General features: G+C 52.3%; 14 protein-coding genes. 1 reads left to right on the top strand and 13 read right to left on the bottom strand.

The window, feature by feature from the left end; genetic code table 11:
- Positions 1-20 precede the first annotated feature (20 nt).
- The 12 genes from ACZA91_RS08065 to ACZA91_RS08120 all read right to left on the bottom strand — a co-directional run bounded on the left by ACZA91_RS08065 (position 21) and on the right by ACZA91_RS08120 (position 12,263).
- A complete protein-coding gene (locus ACZA91_RS08065) occupies positions 21-3,158 on the bottom strand; it encodes a type I restriction endonuclease subunit R (protein ID WP_190533093.1) in 3,138 nt (1,045 codons plus the stop codon).
- Positions 3,159-3,203: 45 nt separating this feature from the next.
- On the bottom strand, positions 3,204-3,800 hold the full coding sequence (locus tag ACZA91_RS08070; protein WP_190533097.1) for a hypothetical protein: 597 nt from the start codon (positions 3,798-3,800) through the stop codon (positions 3,204-3,206).
- A 15-nt stretch (positions 3,801-3,815) separates the two neighbouring features.
- Positions 3,816-4,574 (bottom strand): DUF1828 domain-containing protein, encoded by a 759-nt coding sequence (locus ACZA91_RS08075; protein ID WP_099533470.1) that lies wholly within the window; start codon positions 4,572-4,574, stop codon positions 3,816-3,818.
- Positions 4,571-5,020, bottom strand: coding sequence for a DUF6978 family protein (locus ACZA91_RS08080; protein WP_099533471.1), 450 nt, complete (start codon positions 5,018-5,020; stop codon positions 4,571-4,573). Before ACZA91_RS08080 ends, ACZA91_RS08075 begins: the two co-directional genes overlap by 4 nt.
- The gene (locus ACZA91_RS08085) at positions 5,020-5,367 is read right to left on the bottom strand and encodes a DUF2442 domain-containing protein (protein WP_463185954.1); all 348 of its coding nucleotides are present in this window, start codon (positions 5,365-5,367) and stop codon (positions 5,020-5,022) included. The genes ACZA91_RS08080 and ACZA91_RS08085 overlap by 1 nt, the downstream gene beginning before the upstream one ends.
- 87 nt (positions 5,368-5,454) lie before the next feature.
- Complete coding sequence (locus ACZA91_RS08090) at positions 5,455-6,210, bottom strand: abortive infection family protein (protein WP_463185955.1); 756 nt, start codon at positions 6,208-6,210, stop codon at positions 5,455-5,457.
- Positions 6,207-7,514 (bottom strand): restriction endonuclease subunit S, encoded by a 1,308-nt coding sequence (locus ACZA91_RS08095; protein ID WP_463185957.1) that lies wholly within the window; start codon positions 7,512-7,514, stop codon positions 6,207-6,209. The genes ACZA91_RS08090 and ACZA91_RS08095 overlap by 4 nt, the downstream gene beginning before the upstream one ends.
- A 62-nt stretch (positions 7,515-7,576) precedes the next feature.
- On the bottom strand, positions 7,577-7,888 hold the full coding sequence (locus ACZA91_RS08100) for a nucleotidyltransferase family protein (protein WP_463185959.1): 312 nt from the start codon (positions 7,886-7,888) through the stop codon (positions 7,577-7,579).
- Between the two features lie 17 nt (positions 7,889-7,905).
- The gene (locus ACZA91_RS08105; RefSeq protein ID WP_463185960.1) at positions 7,906-8,988 is read right to left on the bottom strand and encodes a virulence RhuM family protein; all 1,083 of its coding nucleotides are present in this window, start codon (positions 8,986-8,988) and stop codon (positions 7,906-7,908) included.
- 73 nt (positions 8,989-9,061) lie between these two features.
- A complete protein-coding gene (locus ACZA91_RS08110) occupies positions 9,062-10,630 on the bottom strand; it encodes a class I SAM-dependent DNA methyltransferase (RefSeq protein ID WP_463185962.1) in 1,569 nt (522 codons plus the stop codon).
- A 200-nt stretch (positions 10,631-10,830) separates the two neighbouring features.
- Complete coding sequence (gene cobM / locus ACZA91_RS08115) at positions 10,831-11,640, bottom strand: precorrin-4 C(11)-methyltransferase (RefSeq protein WP_190535322.1); 810 nt, start codon at positions 11,638-11,640, stop codon at positions 10,831-10,833.
- Positions 11,641-11,669: 29 nt separating this feature from the next.
- Complete coding sequence (locus tag ACZA91_RS08120) at positions 11,670-12,263, bottom strand: DUF1997 domain-containing protein (RefSeq protein WP_190528221.1); 594 nt, start codon at positions 12,261-12,263, stop codon at positions 11,670-11,672.
- Between the two features lie 502 nt (positions 12,264-12,765).
- Between ACZA91_RS08120 and pheA the strand changes: the two genes are divergently transcribed.
- Entirely contained in the window at positions 12,766-13,623 is an 858-nt protein-coding gene (gene pheA / locus ACZA91_RS08125) for a prephenate dehydratase (RefSeq protein WP_463185964.1), read from the top strand.
- A 102-nt stretch (positions 13,624-13,725) separates the two neighbouring features.
- Here the strand turns inward: pheA and ACZA91_RS08130 are convergent, their stop codons facing one another.
- Entirely contained in the window at positions 13,726-15,063 is a 1,338-nt protein-coding gene (locus tag ACZA91_RS08130; protein ID WP_463185966.1) for a glycosyltransferase family 4 protein, read from the bottom strand.
- Between the last annotated feature and the right edge of the window lie 974 nt (positions 15,064-16,037).

The following is a 16,037-nucleotide window of genomic DNA, read 5'->3' on the forward strand; positions in this document are numbered from 1 at the left end:
CAAAATGGAGCTTCCGAGACTTAGCAGCCCATCCAATGACTGGATAGGGCTTCTGCTTGCTGCAAGACGGTTTGAATCGCAGCTTTTTCTAAATCTGGTGGGTAGCCGTGTCTTTTGAGAATGCGCTTAATGGCAGTTCGCAGGCGAGCACGGGCGCTTTCCCGATGGGCCCAATCGATCGTGATGTTTGACTTCAAACTGATCAAGAGTTCGTGGGCAATCACTTTCAGGCTGTCATTGCCCATCACTTCAACCGCGCTTTCATTCTCGGCCAGGGCATCATAAAAAGCGATTTCATCGGCAGATAAACCTTGCTCCTCACCCCGCTGCCGTGCGGCTTGGACATCCCGAGCCAAATTAATCATTTCCTGGATCACTTCAACGGCGCTGATCGCGTTGGTGTGATAGCGGGCGATCGCCTTTTCCAATCGCTCAGAAAATTTCTTTTCTTCGGTAATATTCGTGCGACTGCGAGAGTGGATTTCATCATTGAGCAATCGCTTGAGGGCTTCGAGGGCGAGATTCTTCTTGGGCATTTGCTGAATCTCCAGCAAAAAATCATCGGAAAAAATCGAAAGATCCGGGGAAGACAGCCCAGCCGCCCTGAGGATATCGATCATTTCAGTGGAGGTAATGGCCCGATCGATCATTTGCTGGACGGCAAATTCCCGGCCGGTCGTGGTTGGTTGAGCAGTTGCGGTTGATTGCACCAGCGCAGCGCGGATTGCTTGGAAGAAGCCCACTTCATCGCGAATTTGGCGGCCTTGATCGCTAGAACTGGCCAGGGCGAAGGCTTTGGATAAGGCTAAAACAACATCTTGATAGTGGCGGTGGGCGCGTTTTTGGGCGTTTTCATCGGTTTCTTGCTGGGCGGCTTGGTGCTGTTTTTCCAGAACCCATTCGATCGCCTCAGCCATCACCACCAGTCGTTCTTGAGCTGTACCTATCAAGCCGCGTTGGTAATCGAAACCGTGGAAAAGGGCGCACACAATATCGTACTTTTCCAGCATGACGGCGATCGCCTCGGCTTCGTCGATGCCCGTGCGTTCTTGGTCTTGGGCGGAATAATCGCGGAGGGCTTCCTTCAGGCGTTGGGCAATGCCGATGTAGTCCACAACCAGGCCCGCAGGCTTATCACGAAAAACCCGATTCACACGGGCGATCGCCTGCATCAAGCCATGGCCTTTCATGGGCTTGTCCACGTACATCGTGTGCAGGTCGGGGGCATCAAACCCGGTCAGCCACATATCCCGGACAATCACCAATTGCAGGGGATCTTCCGGGTCTTTTAGGCGTTTTGCCAGCAGATCGCGGCGGGCCTTGTTGCCAATGTGGGGTTGCCATTCCAGGGGATCAGTGGCAGAACCCGTCATCACGATTTTGATCCGGCCGGTGTTGTCATCCGGGCTGTGCCAGTCGGGACGGAGCGCGATGATTTGGTCGTAGAGCTTGATGCAAATCGATCGACTCATACAGACAATCATGGCCTTGCCCGTCAAAGCTGCAACCCGATTTTCAAAGTGTTGAACTAGATCGGCGGCAACCAGTTTGAGGCGAGATTCTGCGCCGACTAGCGCTTGCACCGTTGCCCATTTTTGACTCAGTTTTACCCGCTCTGATTGTTCCTCGTCTTCCAAAAGTTCTTCGATCTCCGCATCAATTTGGGGTTTTTGATCTTCGGGGAGTTGAATGCGGGCGAGGCGGTTTTCGTAATAAATTGGCACGGTTGCGCCATCTTCCACGGCGCGGCTGATGTCGTAGATGTCGATGTAGTTGCCAAAAACGGCGGGCGTGTTGACATCACTGGCCTCGATCGGTGTGCCCGTAAACCCAATAAACGAGGCATTGGGCAGGGCATCGCGCAGATATTTAGCGAAGCCGTAGGCCATGTCGCCCGTGGTGCGATCGACCTTGGCGTTAAACCCGTATTGGCTGCGGTGGGCCTCGTCGGCAATCACGATGATGTTGCGCCGATCGCTCAACGTGGGATAGGTGGTTTCGCTTTTCGTGGGGGCGAATTTTTGGATTGTGGTGAAGACAACACCCCCGGCGGCTCGGTTCAGAATGGCTTGCAGGTCTTCGCGGCTGTCGGCCTGTTGGGGCGTTTGGCGAATCAGGTCGCGGCACATGGAAAACGTGCCAAAGAGTTGATCGTCTAGGTCGTTGCGATCGGTGATCACAACGATCGTCGGATTTTGTAGGTCAGGATGGCGCACCAGTTGGCCAGCATAAAATGCCATTAGGAAGCTTTTGCCGGAGCCTTGGGTATGCCAAATCACGCCGGCTTTTTGATCAGTTTGGATCGCAGAAACAGTGCGGGCGATCGCCTTGTGGACGGCGTGGAACTGGTGATAGCCAGCGATGATTTTACGGATGCCGGAACCGGAGTCGCTAAAGACCGTGAAGTTTTGAATAAGGTCTAGGAAGCGTTGTTTTTCAAATACGCCCTCAATCAGCACGGCCATTTGGGGTTGACCTTTGGGCGCGATCGCTATTCCGTCGATCGTGGGCCAAGGTGCGAAGCGTTCTCGATCGGCCGTGAGGGAGCCGATGTGGGCAGTGAGGCCGTCGGTGGTGATGAGGGCGGCGTTGGTGCGGAAGAGGGCCGAAATTTCCGCTTTATAGGTTTGGAGTTGGTTGTGGGCGGCCGTGAGCGTGTCGGTGGAGCTGCCGGGTTTTTTAATTTCGATCACGGCGATCGGCAGACCATTAATGAAAACAACCACATCGGGGCGGCGTTTGTGGCCGTTTTCAATGACCGTAAATTGGTTGAGGACTAACCAATCGTTATTGTCGGGGTTGGCAAAGTCGATCGCATAGACTTTATCACCGCGAATCGTGCCATCTTCGGCGTAAAACTCCACATCAATTCCTTCAACTAAGGCTTGATGGAGTCGCCGATTTTCTTCAATTAAATTGGGCTTTTCGGTGGCAATGATTTTTTTAAATGCATCATCGCGGGCAGCGGCGGGAATTCTTGGGTTCAGGCGATCAAGGGCGGTTCGCAACCGTTGGCTCAGGATCGTATCGGCATAAGCTTCCCGTTCTGGCTGGGAGCCGTCGGGGTTAACCACAACATCCGCCCGGTAGCCATAGCCAAGGGTTTGGAATTGCTCAAGGAGGAGTTGTTCAACCTGGGCTTCGCTGAGGTAGGGCATGGCGGGAGCTGCTGATTTTTGATCAAGGTTTCTGTTATCGGTTTTTCACTGAACTAACATCCATTTCAGAATACCCAGGACTTTTTGGACGGGCATGGCGGGATAGGTGGTCAAATCAACGGTGACGGTGTTGGCTTCTAGTTTGAGAAATTGCCAAAGTTTGCCGCTGGTGACTGAGCCATAAATCACTGAAATGGGCTGTTCCTGTTGTTGGTTATAAATTTGGGCGGCGACCATTTCGGCGACGCATTGGCCGAGGCCAGATTCCAACTCGCCGCGTTTGGCTTCCACGATCATTAGGACGGGTGCATCAATCGTTAATCGACTTTCTGATCGACTAAATAAAAAATCACAGAAGCCATTCAGACCCCGATCGCGATCGACATCAAATTCTTCACCCGAAAAGAGTTGTACATGTCGGTTAGCAAGTCTTCTGGCTTCGAGCAGGATGGGACTCACCAACATTTCAGACAGTGCTTTTTCGGTGCGGGCGGCCTGGGCGATCGGGAACCATTCAGCGAGAATGCTGGCCATTTCGGGCGAGGGTTCTGCGGGCGGCAAGGTTTCGCAGAAGGGAGCGTCTTTAACTTTGAGTTTAAATAGGTCTTTGACGGAGTTTAGGGTGAAGTTGTTGTAGGCCATAGCGGTTCAAATAGATCATGTTACCAATTGTTCAATCAGTTCTTCTGGCTGAGATAGGTAGCAAATATTGGAAAATTCAGCAAGTTGGCTGAGATGGCTAGAACTCCACACATCTAAGCTGTCATCAAATAACGAAATGAAGTGTAATGGTTCTGTGGTGAGTTGCAATTGATTTAAGTCAACCCAAGCAGCCACAGCGTTATTCACTTTGCTATTGGCTGCGCCCCGATTGCCGGTGCTTAGAACTTTAATTAAGGTGCTGCGTCGTGGGTGTCTCGTTTGAAAGTCCATCGACCAAGAGCGAGCCGATCGCCCCACTACCTTAATATCTCGTTCATAGGGAATTTGACGCTCTTCTAGAAGGTCGGCAAGATCATCATTCACCGTGCTGGCGAGTCGAGTTCGATTCAGCAACCACAAATTAGATGCAGCGATCGCGCCTTGGGCGAGCCGAGTGATGGCTTCTGCTAGGTTATTTTGCACCCGAACTAACAGCATTCCCTCGTATAATTCAACGCCGTAAGTCACTTGAATATCTTGCAGAAACCATTCTTGCTTTTTAGACAGGGACTGCCGAAATGTTTGCAGATCTAGCCAGCGTAGGGTTTCGCCGAGGTCGGTTAAGGTTTGGGTTTCGGGCTTAAGAAATAAGTCGATTACGTCGCCGTCGGGATAAAGATAGGGAGTCCGAATCCGCACCAAGCCATTCACCTCGGAGCAGGTGTAGAGTTGCCCGATGGTGTCTGCAATCAGTTGGCAGGGCGAGGTGGTCATAGGAACAGGTTGAGTTGTGCGGCGGGGGGCGGTGTCATGATGCCATTATGGATGACTTTTGCTTCTTGGCAGAACTGCTGCCAAACCTGGATGGGGTCAGTGGCGGGGGCGGTAATATCTGGCGGAACGTAGGCTTGTTTGTCCCGTAGGGGTTCGTACCAGCGGTGTTTGTGTTTTTCGCCGACATATTCGCCGTTGGGGTTGCGATGATCTTTGCCAAGATCGAGTCCATAAATCCGTCCAGCGGCGTGATGAATAATGTGATAGGACAGGGCAGCAATAATCGGGTTGTAGCTGCCTTTGAGAAAGAGGGGATAGCCCGCAGGACTGATGATTTCTGCCCGAAAACCTGACCAAGGCGATCGCTCTTTTTTCCAAGCAATATCGCCTTCGATCAATTTATTTGGGTCGTTGATCAATGTTTCAAATTCTTCCTGATTCAGCACTACAGCACCTCTTCAGCCATTTTTTCGGCTTCTTTGACTCGGATTTTGCCAGACATGAAGCTCTGGGGAAGGAGGCGATCGCGCAGGTCGGCCAGGGTGCGATCGGGCTGAGAGAGCTTGCTATACAAAAGGACGGGATCGATGTCTGCGCCGTTGTCCCAACAAATTGTGCCGAGGTCGGGATCGACGCGGACGGTTAAAAAGTATTCGTGATTTTTGAGGGGTTCAAAGATGCCTGTAAATTCGATGATTTTGATCAGATCAACAATTCCCTGTTGATTATCTTCAACGGTTAGAAAAAGTTGATAGTCCTGAATGGGTTTAACGGCAATGATGTCTTTTAACATTGGATTGGCTTAAGGAGTCAACAAACTTTAAGGCGAAGTTTTAGAAGGATTTCAAAGTATTTCTAAGCTAGACTTGGTTAAGTACTGCTAGTCAGCTTCTTCTAGATTAGTCTCTGGGGATTTAATATCCATCAACTCAGCATCTCGGCAGGCATCAAGGGCCACCTTATAAGCCTGCCGATCGACCCCAAATAAGAGCCGCGAAGGTTCAATGGCAAGAGGAATTTCATCGTCATTGGGTAATTTAGCTGTGATGGAGAGAAACCCATCATCTTGATATTCATTCACCTTTAAGACAGTAAATTTATCAATTATCGTGTTGGAAAGTTCAAACCGATCGTAAGGTTCCAGAGTGTGCAAGGGGTCTAATCCTTGCTCTATATAGGCTTCATGTAAAAAGGTTACAATTGCATCGGCGGCTAGAATTGCGGTGCGGCGATGGTGAATTGAGAGTTTGGTGATAAAACCATCTCTCCCGTGACTAATTGTGCCTGCTTCATTTCTGAGAACTCGCAGTGCTTCTGCAAGACGGTTATATTCTCGGATTAAATCTGAAAAGGCGCGATGTCTGATTTCTCCTAGCTTTAACATCTGGGTGGCAATCCCAAGAAGCTTGCCAAGCTTAGGATCAGATTCAGTAGGTTTTTTGGGATTCTGAGGATCATCTAGGGTTTCGATAATGACCCTACAGGCACACTCAACCATTGCTTTTGCCGCGTCAATACAAGCATCCTGTTCTTCAGCAAAGGTTTGTTCTAATGTTGCGAAGGTGTTTTGTAGGGTTTGGGCATGATTCCAATGTTGGCAGAATGCCCGAATGCCGGGATACCAATCTGCTGTCATACCGCCTCCTCCACGAGTTTCTCAGCATCTCTAACCCGAATTTCGCCGGACATGAGCTTGGGGAGGAGGCGATCGCGTAGGGCAGCTAAGGTGTGATCTAGATGGATATTGCTAGTTATTTGACTTGTGCAAGGTTTAATCATCAAATTAAAGTGTTTTACAAGGTGTTCAGTAGACAATGGCAATTCATATTTAGCCATAATGCTCCAACTTGTCCGGGGCATTTTAGTTCCGGTTGATGTTGAATTTGTGTACTCAACGAAATTGTTGGTTGAAATAGCCATTAATACGAATGATGACCATATTTCAGATTTTGCGCGAACTACAACGATGTCTGTCGAACAAATCCCGCTTAATGGTGCAATCCCTACTTTATGAAAATAAGGCCGTAACTTTCCAAATAAAAATTCGCCAGTTTCAAACCCGAGTTTATTACTCGTAACTTTGCCAGCGCCTTCCCATTCAGACAAAGCTATAGAATGGCGTGGCATATGCTCTAATCCAATGTAGGGAGTTTTTTCGTCAATTTCTGTGGGATTAACAGTTCTATTTACTGATTCTGCAATAGATCCTAAAGCTGTTAATTCCCACCCTTGCGGTAAGCCTGTCTCAGGGTCGATCGCCCCTGGGAACAGCGACCACAAATGCTCCGGCAGATAGGCGGTGCGGCCCTCCTGTTTGGCGCGGGTGGGGCCAAAGTCCACAAACCAATCCTTGAAAATTGTCCTGGCTATGGCCTCCAAGGTTTCGTTCATCCGCCGATTCAGCTCGATTTTGTCGTCGAGGGAAGAGAGAATACGGGCGATCGCTTCTTCATTTAATTGACGCGGAATCCTTAGTGCTTTGAGAACTGGAATACGAACATTACTAACTGTAGATCCTGTACCCTCATTCCAGAATATTTGGTGTCTAACGTAGGGTGACTGTAAGGCAAAAAATAGATATTGACCGCTAATATCTACTTTAGGGCGTAAGAGAACCTGTCGTTGTCCTAGACAGCACTCTAGCCCTTTTGGAATAAGACATACTTCACCCATTGGAGCTTCCCGAGTAAAAATGATGTCTCCCGCCCTAGGCTTTGCTCGCTTGATACGGCGTTCAAAATCTTCTCTATGAGTAAAGTTTTGATCACTTAAATCTAATTTTCCATGACGAATATTTTGATTTCTAATAACAACAAAACCTTCTGTAGTCCATTCAGGTGTAAAGTGTGGGCAATCAATAATCAAATCGCACATATCATCAAGCGTAGATGTCTGAAATTCACTCATTGATTTCCTTCTTTTGACCTTCAATAATTTCATCTAACGCCGCTGTCAATCGCGCCACACTCGGCAAAACAGCCCACAACTTCTAGCCAGAATTCTCATAACAAAAGAGCCTCCTTGAGTACGCGCTCTCTAATTCGCGGCTTGAGTCCCTGCTCAGTCACCACATCAACCCTAAACCCCAGCAGCGCTTCCAAATCTAGCAGTAAACCCGCAGGAAACCAAGGCGATATTTTATCGAGGTCATAATCAATCAAAAAATCAATATCGCTATCCTCACCCGCTTCACCCCTAGCCACAGAACCAAAAATCCTGACATTCTTAGCCCCGTGTTTTTGGGCGATCGCGAGAATATCCTCTCGTTTCTGCTGTAGCAAGCTAAGATGCGGTCTTTCTTTTAGATTACTCATTGATCGCCACCTTCTTATCAATCAGTACTCTTTTTCTTACGGGTAGTTTTTCGCTTCGTTATCGTCTCAATTTTCTTAACCTTGCCCATAACCTCACCAAAATCATCATCCACCGGTTGCGGTTCCCCCAACTGAAACTCATGAAATTTTTCGTATTCTGCCTCCGCCTTTGACCTCGCCAGGGCTGCTGAAATCTTGCCCGCATGGGTCAAAATCTCCCGATCCGACAACTTCAAAAAATCATCTAACTTTGTGATCCAATCGCTCATATACATCGGTCTTCGATTCAGCGCCTGAAGCTCCGCAAACTCCAAATACGCCGACACAATTCGATTCAACGCCTCCAATTCATCCTGACTCAAATAATTTTTGGCAATTGCCACATCTCCCTTGCGAACCTTGCCATGGGGTGCATTTTTCCAAGACGTTAAACCCATATTCGGCTGGTTTGCATCCGCCCGCTCTGCGATAATTTCCGCCGCCGTGTGACCATGGGCCGCCCAGTGCATCTTATTTTGCACCGTCTTAAAAAATAGCTGTGATGCCTCCGCATTGCCATCGTAATCAATGCTCGTGGCGTAGATGTCCAAGACCTTTTGATAAAACAGCCGCTCCGACGATCGGATATCCCGAATCCGTGCCAGCAACTCCTCAAAATAGTCATCCCCCAGCGTCCGCCCCGCCTTGATGCGCTCATCATCCATCGTGAACCCCTTCACCAGGAGTTCCCCCAAACGCGCGATCGCCCACTGCCGAAACACTGTTCCCCGCGCCGATCGCACCCGCATCCCCACCGCCAAAATCGCCTCAAGGCTGTAATGGTCGAGGTTTCGCTTGACTTGCCGCGCTCCTTCCGTTTGAACTATCCGGAATTTCCGGACAGTTGCCGACGAGTCCAGTTCACCTTCGCTGTAAATGTTGACAAGGTGCTCATTAATGGTCTTAACCGAGACTTGGTATAAGTCAGCCATCAAGCGCTGGGTTAGCCACACCGTCTCCCCAGCCAAACGCACCTGTAAATTCAGCCCCCCATCCTGATAAATCAGAATTTGCCCCCCCGGAGCCTGCGGAACATCGCCAGTAATTTCCATATCTGCCATCGCTTCAGCCTTCCCATGGGCGATCGAACAACTACAAACATCAGGAATCGATACCACCGCCTAGCAAAAGACCTCAAAAGTCATAGCCCAAGCCCCGCAAATTCTCCCGAATTGCCCCCTCCAGTCTTGCCGACTCCTTGAACTGTTCCGCCAGCGTTGCCGTCAACTCCGCCATCCGCTCCTCAAAGGGCACATCGTCCTCCTCCGTTGCCGCCGCCCCCACATACCGCCCCGGCGTGAGCACATAGTTATGGCCGCGGATTTCGTCTAAGGTCGCCGATTTGCAAAAACCCGCCACGTCTTCATAGCCGCTGCCTTCGCGCCAAGCGTGATAGGTATCCGCAATTTTCGCCACGTCCTGATCGCTAAATTCGCGACGGGTGCGATCGGCCATGTAGCCCAACTTGCGGGCATCAATAAATAGGATTTCTCCCCGCCGATCGCGCAGCTTTTTATCCCTCGCAATGCCGTTTGATTTGTCCTTGGCCAAAAACCACAAACAGGCCGGAATTTGCGTTGAATAAAACAACTGACCCGGCAACGCAATCATGCAGTCGATCGCGTCCCCTTCAATCATTGCCTTGCGAATCTCACCCTCACCGCTCTGTTGCGACGACATCGACCCATTTGCTAACACCACGCCCGCCGTTCCCTTGGGGGCCAAATGATGCCAAATGTGCTGCAACCAGGCATAGTTTGCATTGCCCGCTGGCGGAATACCAAATTTCCAGCGCCCATCTTCCCGCAGGCGATCGCCACCCCAATCGGAAATATTAAAGGGCGGATTCGCCAAAATAAAATCGGCGCGCAAATCGGGCAATTCATTCTTATGAAACGATCCGTCTGAATTCCAACGAATATCGGAATCAATCCCCCGAACCGCCAAATTCATCTTGCACAGTCGCCAAGTGGTGTAGTTGCTTTCCTGGCCATAAATGGCAATGTCGCCAATTCGCCCCGCGTGGTCTTGCACAAACTTTTCCGACTGCACAAACATACCGCCGGAACCACAACAGGGGTCATAGACCCGCCCTTGGAATGGTTGCAGCATTTCCACCATCACCCGCACGACCGATCGGGGCGTGTAAAACTCGCCGCCCCGCTTCCCTTCCGACCCGGCAAATTGACCCAAAAAATACTCATAGACCCGCCCCAAAACGTCTCTGGCAGTATCCTGAGTCTCGCCCAACGCAATATTGGAAATCAGATCGATTAATTCACCCAGCATCACTGCACTAAGCGCTGGCCGGGCGTATTCCTTCGGCAGCACACCTTTGAGTGAAGCATTCTCTTTTTCGATCGCCAACATTGCCTCATCAATCAACTTCCCGATCGTCGGCTGTTTGGCATTCGCTTGCAGATGTGACCACCGGGCCACCGGGGGAACCCAAAAAACGTTTTCGGCCATGTACTCGTCCCGGTCTTCCAGAGCTTCCGCATCATCGGGAAATTCTGCGATCAGTTCTTGCCGCCGCCCTTCAAAGCGATCGCCAATGTGCTTCAGAAAAATTAAGCCCAAGGCAACGTGCTTATAGTCCGATGGCTCCATGTTGCCCCGTAACTTATCCGCTGCTTTAAACAGGTCGGACTCATAACCAAGGTTGGCACCCTGATTAGTGGTGGATGCGGCAGACTTCGGCATGGAGATAGGGATCAATTCTGAGTTAGGAGACCATTATATTCAGAAGCGAGTAGTGCCTGTGTGGTGATGGCTTTCGGTAACGGATAGCTTATGCCGCGAGGCTTGCAGGCGCTCATCATTACTGAATTCTGGCACTACTCGAAACTCTATCGCTGCTGGGCTATACCCATTCCAGCGATGGGTAGTTGATCCCCTCAAGTCTAGGCTTGGCTGGCTTTGGGGCGGAAAATGTGGCGGTGATCGCCACTGTAAAGGCGCGATCGGGCGGTGGTGGCCGTGGTCATGGCATCCAGGGCCGGACTAATCACATAAAGAACGGTGCGCGTTAGTTTTTCCTGGTGGGTGATGCTGGCCAACTCATCCAACCGGCAAAGCACCACTCGCTCATCCTCCCACCCGATTCGGTAGCAAACCGCGATGGTCATCTCCGGTGGGTAATGGGCCGCGAGCTGGTCTTGGGCCCGCTGGGCATGGTGGGCACTCAGGTACAGACAAAGGCTGGCTTTGTGGGCGGCCAGGCTGGCTAGATCTTCCGCGTCGGGCACTTGGGTTTCGCCTCGGGCCCGGGTGAGGATGATGCTTTGCACCAGGTTGGGCACGGTCAGCTCCACGGCCAAACGGGCGGCGGCCGCTTGGAAGGCGCTGATTCCGGGAACCACTTCAAAGGGAATTTCTTGCTCCAACAGTTGGGCCACCACTTCATGGAGTGCGCCATAGAGGGAGGGGTCGCCGTCTTGCAGTCGCACCACCTGTTTTCCGGCCCGGGCCCGATCGATCAACGTGGGCAACCAATCTTCCAAGACGAGCGATCGGGTGTCGATCACTTCCACCTCTGGCTGGCAATGGCTCAACATCGCTTCCGGCACAAGGGAGCCAGCAAAAAAGACCGTATCGGCCGCCGCCAGGAGTTTTTGACCTCGCACGGAAATGAGGTCGGGGTCACCGGGCCCCGCGCCCACAATCCGCACGGTGGCGGGGCGATCGAGGGCCGACTCGGGCAAAGGGGTCATGGGATTGATTGCAGGGCTGGAATCGGAGGTCATGGGGTCTTGCGGCGGGCGGCATTGGAGCCTGGGATAGAGCGCAGGGGCAGCGAGGCGGAGGTGGACTCCGTGGCCCAACGGCGATAGTCAGCGCTCAACCGGTCTACCAAGCGATATTTCATCTTGGCCAGCACTTGGGTCAACAGCAGTTGACCCGTGGACTGCATGGTGGCGGCCGGCAGGCGATCGAGCGGTGGGGGCAATTTTACACGCACCCCTAAATCCACCACGCCCTTCAGGCGATCGCCCGCTGAGGTGCTAATGGCTCGCATTTGGCCCGTCAACTCCAGGGAAAAGCCGTTGTCCAACCCCTTGAGGCCCACCAGTTGGCAACCAACCGATCGCATCCGCACTACGCCTGCTTCGTCAGTCCAAACCCGCAAATCCACCATGGGTTGGAACTGCAAATGAGCAAAGGTTAGGGTTGGCACCGAAAGCCGATAGCGATCGCCCCCCAGGGCCACTAAGTGCCCCGGTTGGGCCGCCGCCAACGCGACCCGGTGCGGCTGACGCAGATATTCAGCGACCGGGCGACGCATTGGCGGCATCGGCATATCGATCGTCTGTGAGGCAGAGAAGCCAGCAGCCACCGAAAAAGTCTCCGCGTTAGGTTCAACTCATCCTTGGGCAACGGTGGTCACCGCCGGGCTGTCACCACAGGACAGCTCCTTGGCAAGCGGTTGACACGGATTAGACCCGATTAGACCCAAATTTTGGGAACTAAGCATGACTTAACGCTACCCAATGCATTCCATCATACCGGTTTGGCGATCGGCGGGGGGCGGCCAGCCGAACCCGAGCGATCGCCCAGAGTGGCGGTGCATTTTGCCAAAACCCTGGTCTCGGGGCGATCTGTTGGCTCCAATTCGGCCCAAGACTGGGCGCATCAACCGGCACAGTCGGGATCTGGAAATCGTATTCTGAGAACTATCTGCGAAGAACTATCTGCGGAGAACCTTCTGCAAACTGGGCAGCGATTCAAAACGAGGGTTCATCAACGGTTCTTGATGGCCGCTGCCGATTCTGCATCCTGCAACTTTCTAACTCCGCATACCGGATTTCATACCCCATATTCTGGCGATGGCGATGGCGATGACCGATTCCCCCCACCCAATCACGATTGGCTACCTTGGCCCGGCGGGAACCTATGCCGAGGCCGCCACCACCGGCTATGCCCAGTGGCGATCGAGCCAGGAAGCCTTCCGAGGGGAGTTTCGCCCCTACCCAAGCATTGCCAAAACCCTGGAAGCGGCCGCCAGCGGCGAAGTGCCCCTGGTTGTCGTACCCGTGGAAAATTCCATTCAAGGCAGCGTCACCACCACCCTCGACACCCTTTGGCAACTGGAGGGGCTACATGTGCAACAGGCGGTGTTGCTCCCGATCGCCCATGTGCTGGTGACCCAAGCCCCAGACCTGAAGGCGATCACCACGGTCTATTCCCATCCCCAAGCCCTGGCTCAATGTCAGCGGTGGATCGAAACCCATTTGCCCAATGCCAAGCCCCTGCCCACCAATTCCACCGCCGAAGCCTTGACCAACGTGCAGGAACAGCCCCAAACCGCTGCCATTTCCTCAGAGCGAGCGGCCCAACTGTACGATTTGCCCGTTTTGGCTCGTGATATCAGTGATTGCCCAGACAATTGCACCCGGTTTTGGGTCATTGCCCGAGAACCGGCGCACCTCACCGGCAGCCACACAGCGATCGCCTTCTCAACCATTAACCGGCCCGGCTCCCTTTTGCAGCCCCTGGCCACCTTGGCGGAACGGGACATCAATCTTTGTCGGATTGAATCTCGTCCTTCCAAGCGTGGACTGGGGGATTATGTTTTCTTTTTGGATTTGGAAGCCGGGCAACAGGAAGCTCGCACCCAGGCAGCATTGGCAGAACTGCGCGATCGGGTGGAAACCTTGAAGGTGTTCGGCAGTTATGATGCCCTGAAGCTGACCTAGGACTTTTTGACCCAGGCGCATTGGGCTAGCCTTGCGAGATCTGGCGGAATTTCGCTGAATCACGCTGGATCAAGAAGGCTAATTGCTGAGATTGCGAGTAATTTAGTGCGATCGATTGCTGGCTGAGGGTTGGGGCAGTTGCAGCGGTTGCGCTGTGCCCGTCAGGTCTGCCGGAACTGTCACCGCAGCCGAATGACGGCGAGACTGCTTCACCAAGTGGTTAAACAACTGTTCGTAGCGATCGAGCGACGAGTCAAAGCTATACATTTCCAGCGCATGTTGGCGACCCTGACGACCCAACCGTTCAGCCCGATCAGGATCCTGAGCCAGGGCCAAAATCGCCTCCGCCAAGGCCTGGGGCGACTCCGGCTCCACCACAATCCCCGCCTCACTGCGCCGGATGGCCTGGGCCGCCGTGCCATGGCCCGGCACAGATCCAATGATCGGCCGGCCACTGGCCAAAATGACCTGGGTTTTCGAGGGCATATTGAAGCCCACCACGTTGCGCCGCTGCACAATCAAGCTCACATCCGCCGCCGCCATCATTTCCGGCAGTGCTTCCCGAGGTTGAAAGGGCAACAGCTTGACCCGATCGCTCACGGCATTTTCACGGCAATATTGCCCCAATCGCTCGATCGCCCGCGCCTCACCCACAATCACGAACTGAATTTGGGCCGCCTCGGGCCGGCCATCCAGCACCTTCGCCGCATCAATCACCGTTTCCAGCCCTTGGGTCAAGGCAATGTTGCCCGAATAAAGCACCACAAACTTGCCCTGTAACCCATGGGCTGCACGAAATGCATTGTTTTTCGGCATGGGCTGCACAAAGTTCACATCCACCCAGTTGGGAATCAGGGCAATCTTGTTGGGCGACACCCCCTTGCTCACCAGGTTGTCCACAAAACCCTCCGCGATCGCGCTGATCGCCGTTGAGGTTTTGTAGGCAAATCGCTCCAGGGCCTCAAAAACCTGAATCGCCCGCTTGCTGGTAATCAGCCCCGTATGCACCGCCGCTTCCGGCAAAATATCTTGCAAATTTAGGATCAGCGGGCAGCGATACATCCACCGCAGCAGGGCCGCCGGAACCGTCGCCGCCAACGGAGGCGAAGTCATCAACATCACATCGGGTCGCCAGCCATTCAGGGCCCGCAGGAAACTCGTGATCGCAAAACTGCCATCCAGGGCCAACCGCGTCAGCAGGCCGGGCTTGGGTCGAATCCAGACATAGCAGCGATCGATTCGCACATTGTTAATCACTTCCGTGCAATACAACTTGCCCCGATAGCCTTCGTAAATCCGCCGTTCCGGGTAGTTTGGCATTCCCGTCAAAACGCGAACTTCGTGACCACGCCGAGCCAGCCCCTCCGCTAGCTCAGTCATCAACGGTGCAATCCCGATCGGCTCAGGATGATAGTTGTAGGAATAGATCAGAATCTTCATAGCCTTGGGTTTACCAGGTTAAGGGTGACGTAGAACAAGGAGTGACTATGTTGTGGTTTCGCCCATTCAATTGCACTTGAGCATCCCGCAATCCAGCCGATCATGATGCGGCCGTTCCTATTCTGTTGATTCCCTGATGCAGCGTCTGTAACCAGGAAAAACCGCAGGCTGCGATCGGGGGCACACCCTAACACCCTTAGGATTGGTTGAAGTGCAGTTTTCATGGGTCAAAGCACCTGTGACCGGGCGATCGCGAATTCACACCACCACCCTGTATAACCTCCGCCTAAGAACCGGTGCAAAACTCACTGCGTCCAGCTCAAAGACGCGCCACTGACTCCTGATCATCCGTCAGCAAAATGGTCAAGTAACTCAATCAAAATGGGTCAGGACGCGATCGGCAATGACCAAATGGGCAGTGGGATCATGCAAGCTGCTCGATCGGCTCTGAACCGCGCTGAATCAATATCACTGGATTCATGGTGCTGAACTAATCGCACTGAATGAATCACTGTAATGAATGGCATTGAGGTTAACCCATTCCAACCTCCAATTCGGGATATGGTTTTTAGACTCCGGCCTAAATTCAGCCTTAAATCTAAGATCTAGTCCCTGATTCAGTCTGAAATCTAGTCTGGGATTCAGTTTTCAATAAAGCTTTGGGTTGAAAATCTTGGGTTGAAAATCTTGAGTTGCGTCTTACATCGCATTTTGCAGAGCAAGGCTAACCAAAGATGCCAGATTTCGCTGAAATTGTCCCTGATATGGGCTGATGAAAGCACTGGCGAAGAGGAGATCAGCGCAGGCGAATTAGAGTAGATCCCAGCCGATTGGAGTAGATTCCAGAAAATTGGAGTAGATGGCGAACTGCTAATCCCCAATTAGAGCTTACTCTGAAGATCGATTAGATGTTCAGCTAAAATTTCCAATTCGTAATTTTTTCCGAGAGATCCTTAAAGGGTCAATGTTTCCCT

Source organism: Limnothrix sp. CMB-01 (assembly GCF_055193175.1).

Excerpts from the sequence above, each read along its gene's own strand:
- ACZA91_RS08065 (WP_190533093.1), bottom strand. The coding sequence starts at position 3,158 with ATGCCCTACCTCAGCGAAGCCCAGGTTGAACAACTCCTCCTTGAGCAA.
- ACZA91_RS08070 (WP_190533097.1), bottom strand. The coding sequence starts at position 3,800 with ATGGCCTACAACAACTTCACCCTAAACTCCGTCAAAGACCTATTTAAA.
- ACZA91_RS08075 (WP_099533470.1), bottom strand. The coding sequence starts at position 4,574 with ATGACCACCTCGCCCTGCCAACTGATTGCAGACACCATCGGGCAACTC.
- ACZA91_RS08085 (WP_463185954.1), bottom strand. The coding sequence starts at position 5,367 with ATGTTAAAAGACATCATTGCCGTTAAACCCATTCAGGACTATCAACTT.
- ACZA91_RS08090 (WP_463185955.1), bottom strand. The coding sequence starts at position 6,210 with ATGACAGCAGATTGGTATCCCGGCATTCGGGCATTCTGCCAACATTGG.
- ACZA91_RS08095 (WP_463185957.1), bottom strand. The coding sequence starts at position 7,514 with ATGAAATTATTGAAGGTCAAAAGAAGGAAATCAATGAGTGAATTTCAG.
- ACZA91_RS08100 (WP_463185959.1), bottom strand. The coding sequence starts at position 7,888 with ATGAGTAATCTAAAAGAAAGACCGCATCTTAGCTTGCTACAGCAGAAA.
- ACZA91_RS08105 (WP_463185960.1), bottom strand. The coding sequence starts at position 8,988 with ATGGCAGATATGGAAATTACTGGCGATGTTCCGCAGGCTCCGGGGGGG.
- ACZA91_RS08110 (WP_463185962.1), bottom strand. The coding sequence starts at position 10,630 with ATGCCGAAGTCTGCCGCATCCACCACTAATCAGGGTGCCAACCTTGGT.
- cobM (WP_190535322.1), bottom strand. The coding sequence starts at position 11,640 with ATGACCCCTTTGCCCGAGTCGGCCCTCGATCGCCCCGCCACCGTGCGG.
- pheA (WP_463185964.1), top strand. The coding sequence starts at position 12,766 with ATGACCGATTCCCCCCACCCAATCACGATTGGCTACCTTGGCCCGGCG.
- ACZA91_RS08130 (WP_463185966.1), bottom strand. The coding sequence starts at position 15,063 with ATGAAGATTCTGATCTATTCCTACAACTATCATCCTGAGCCGATCGGG.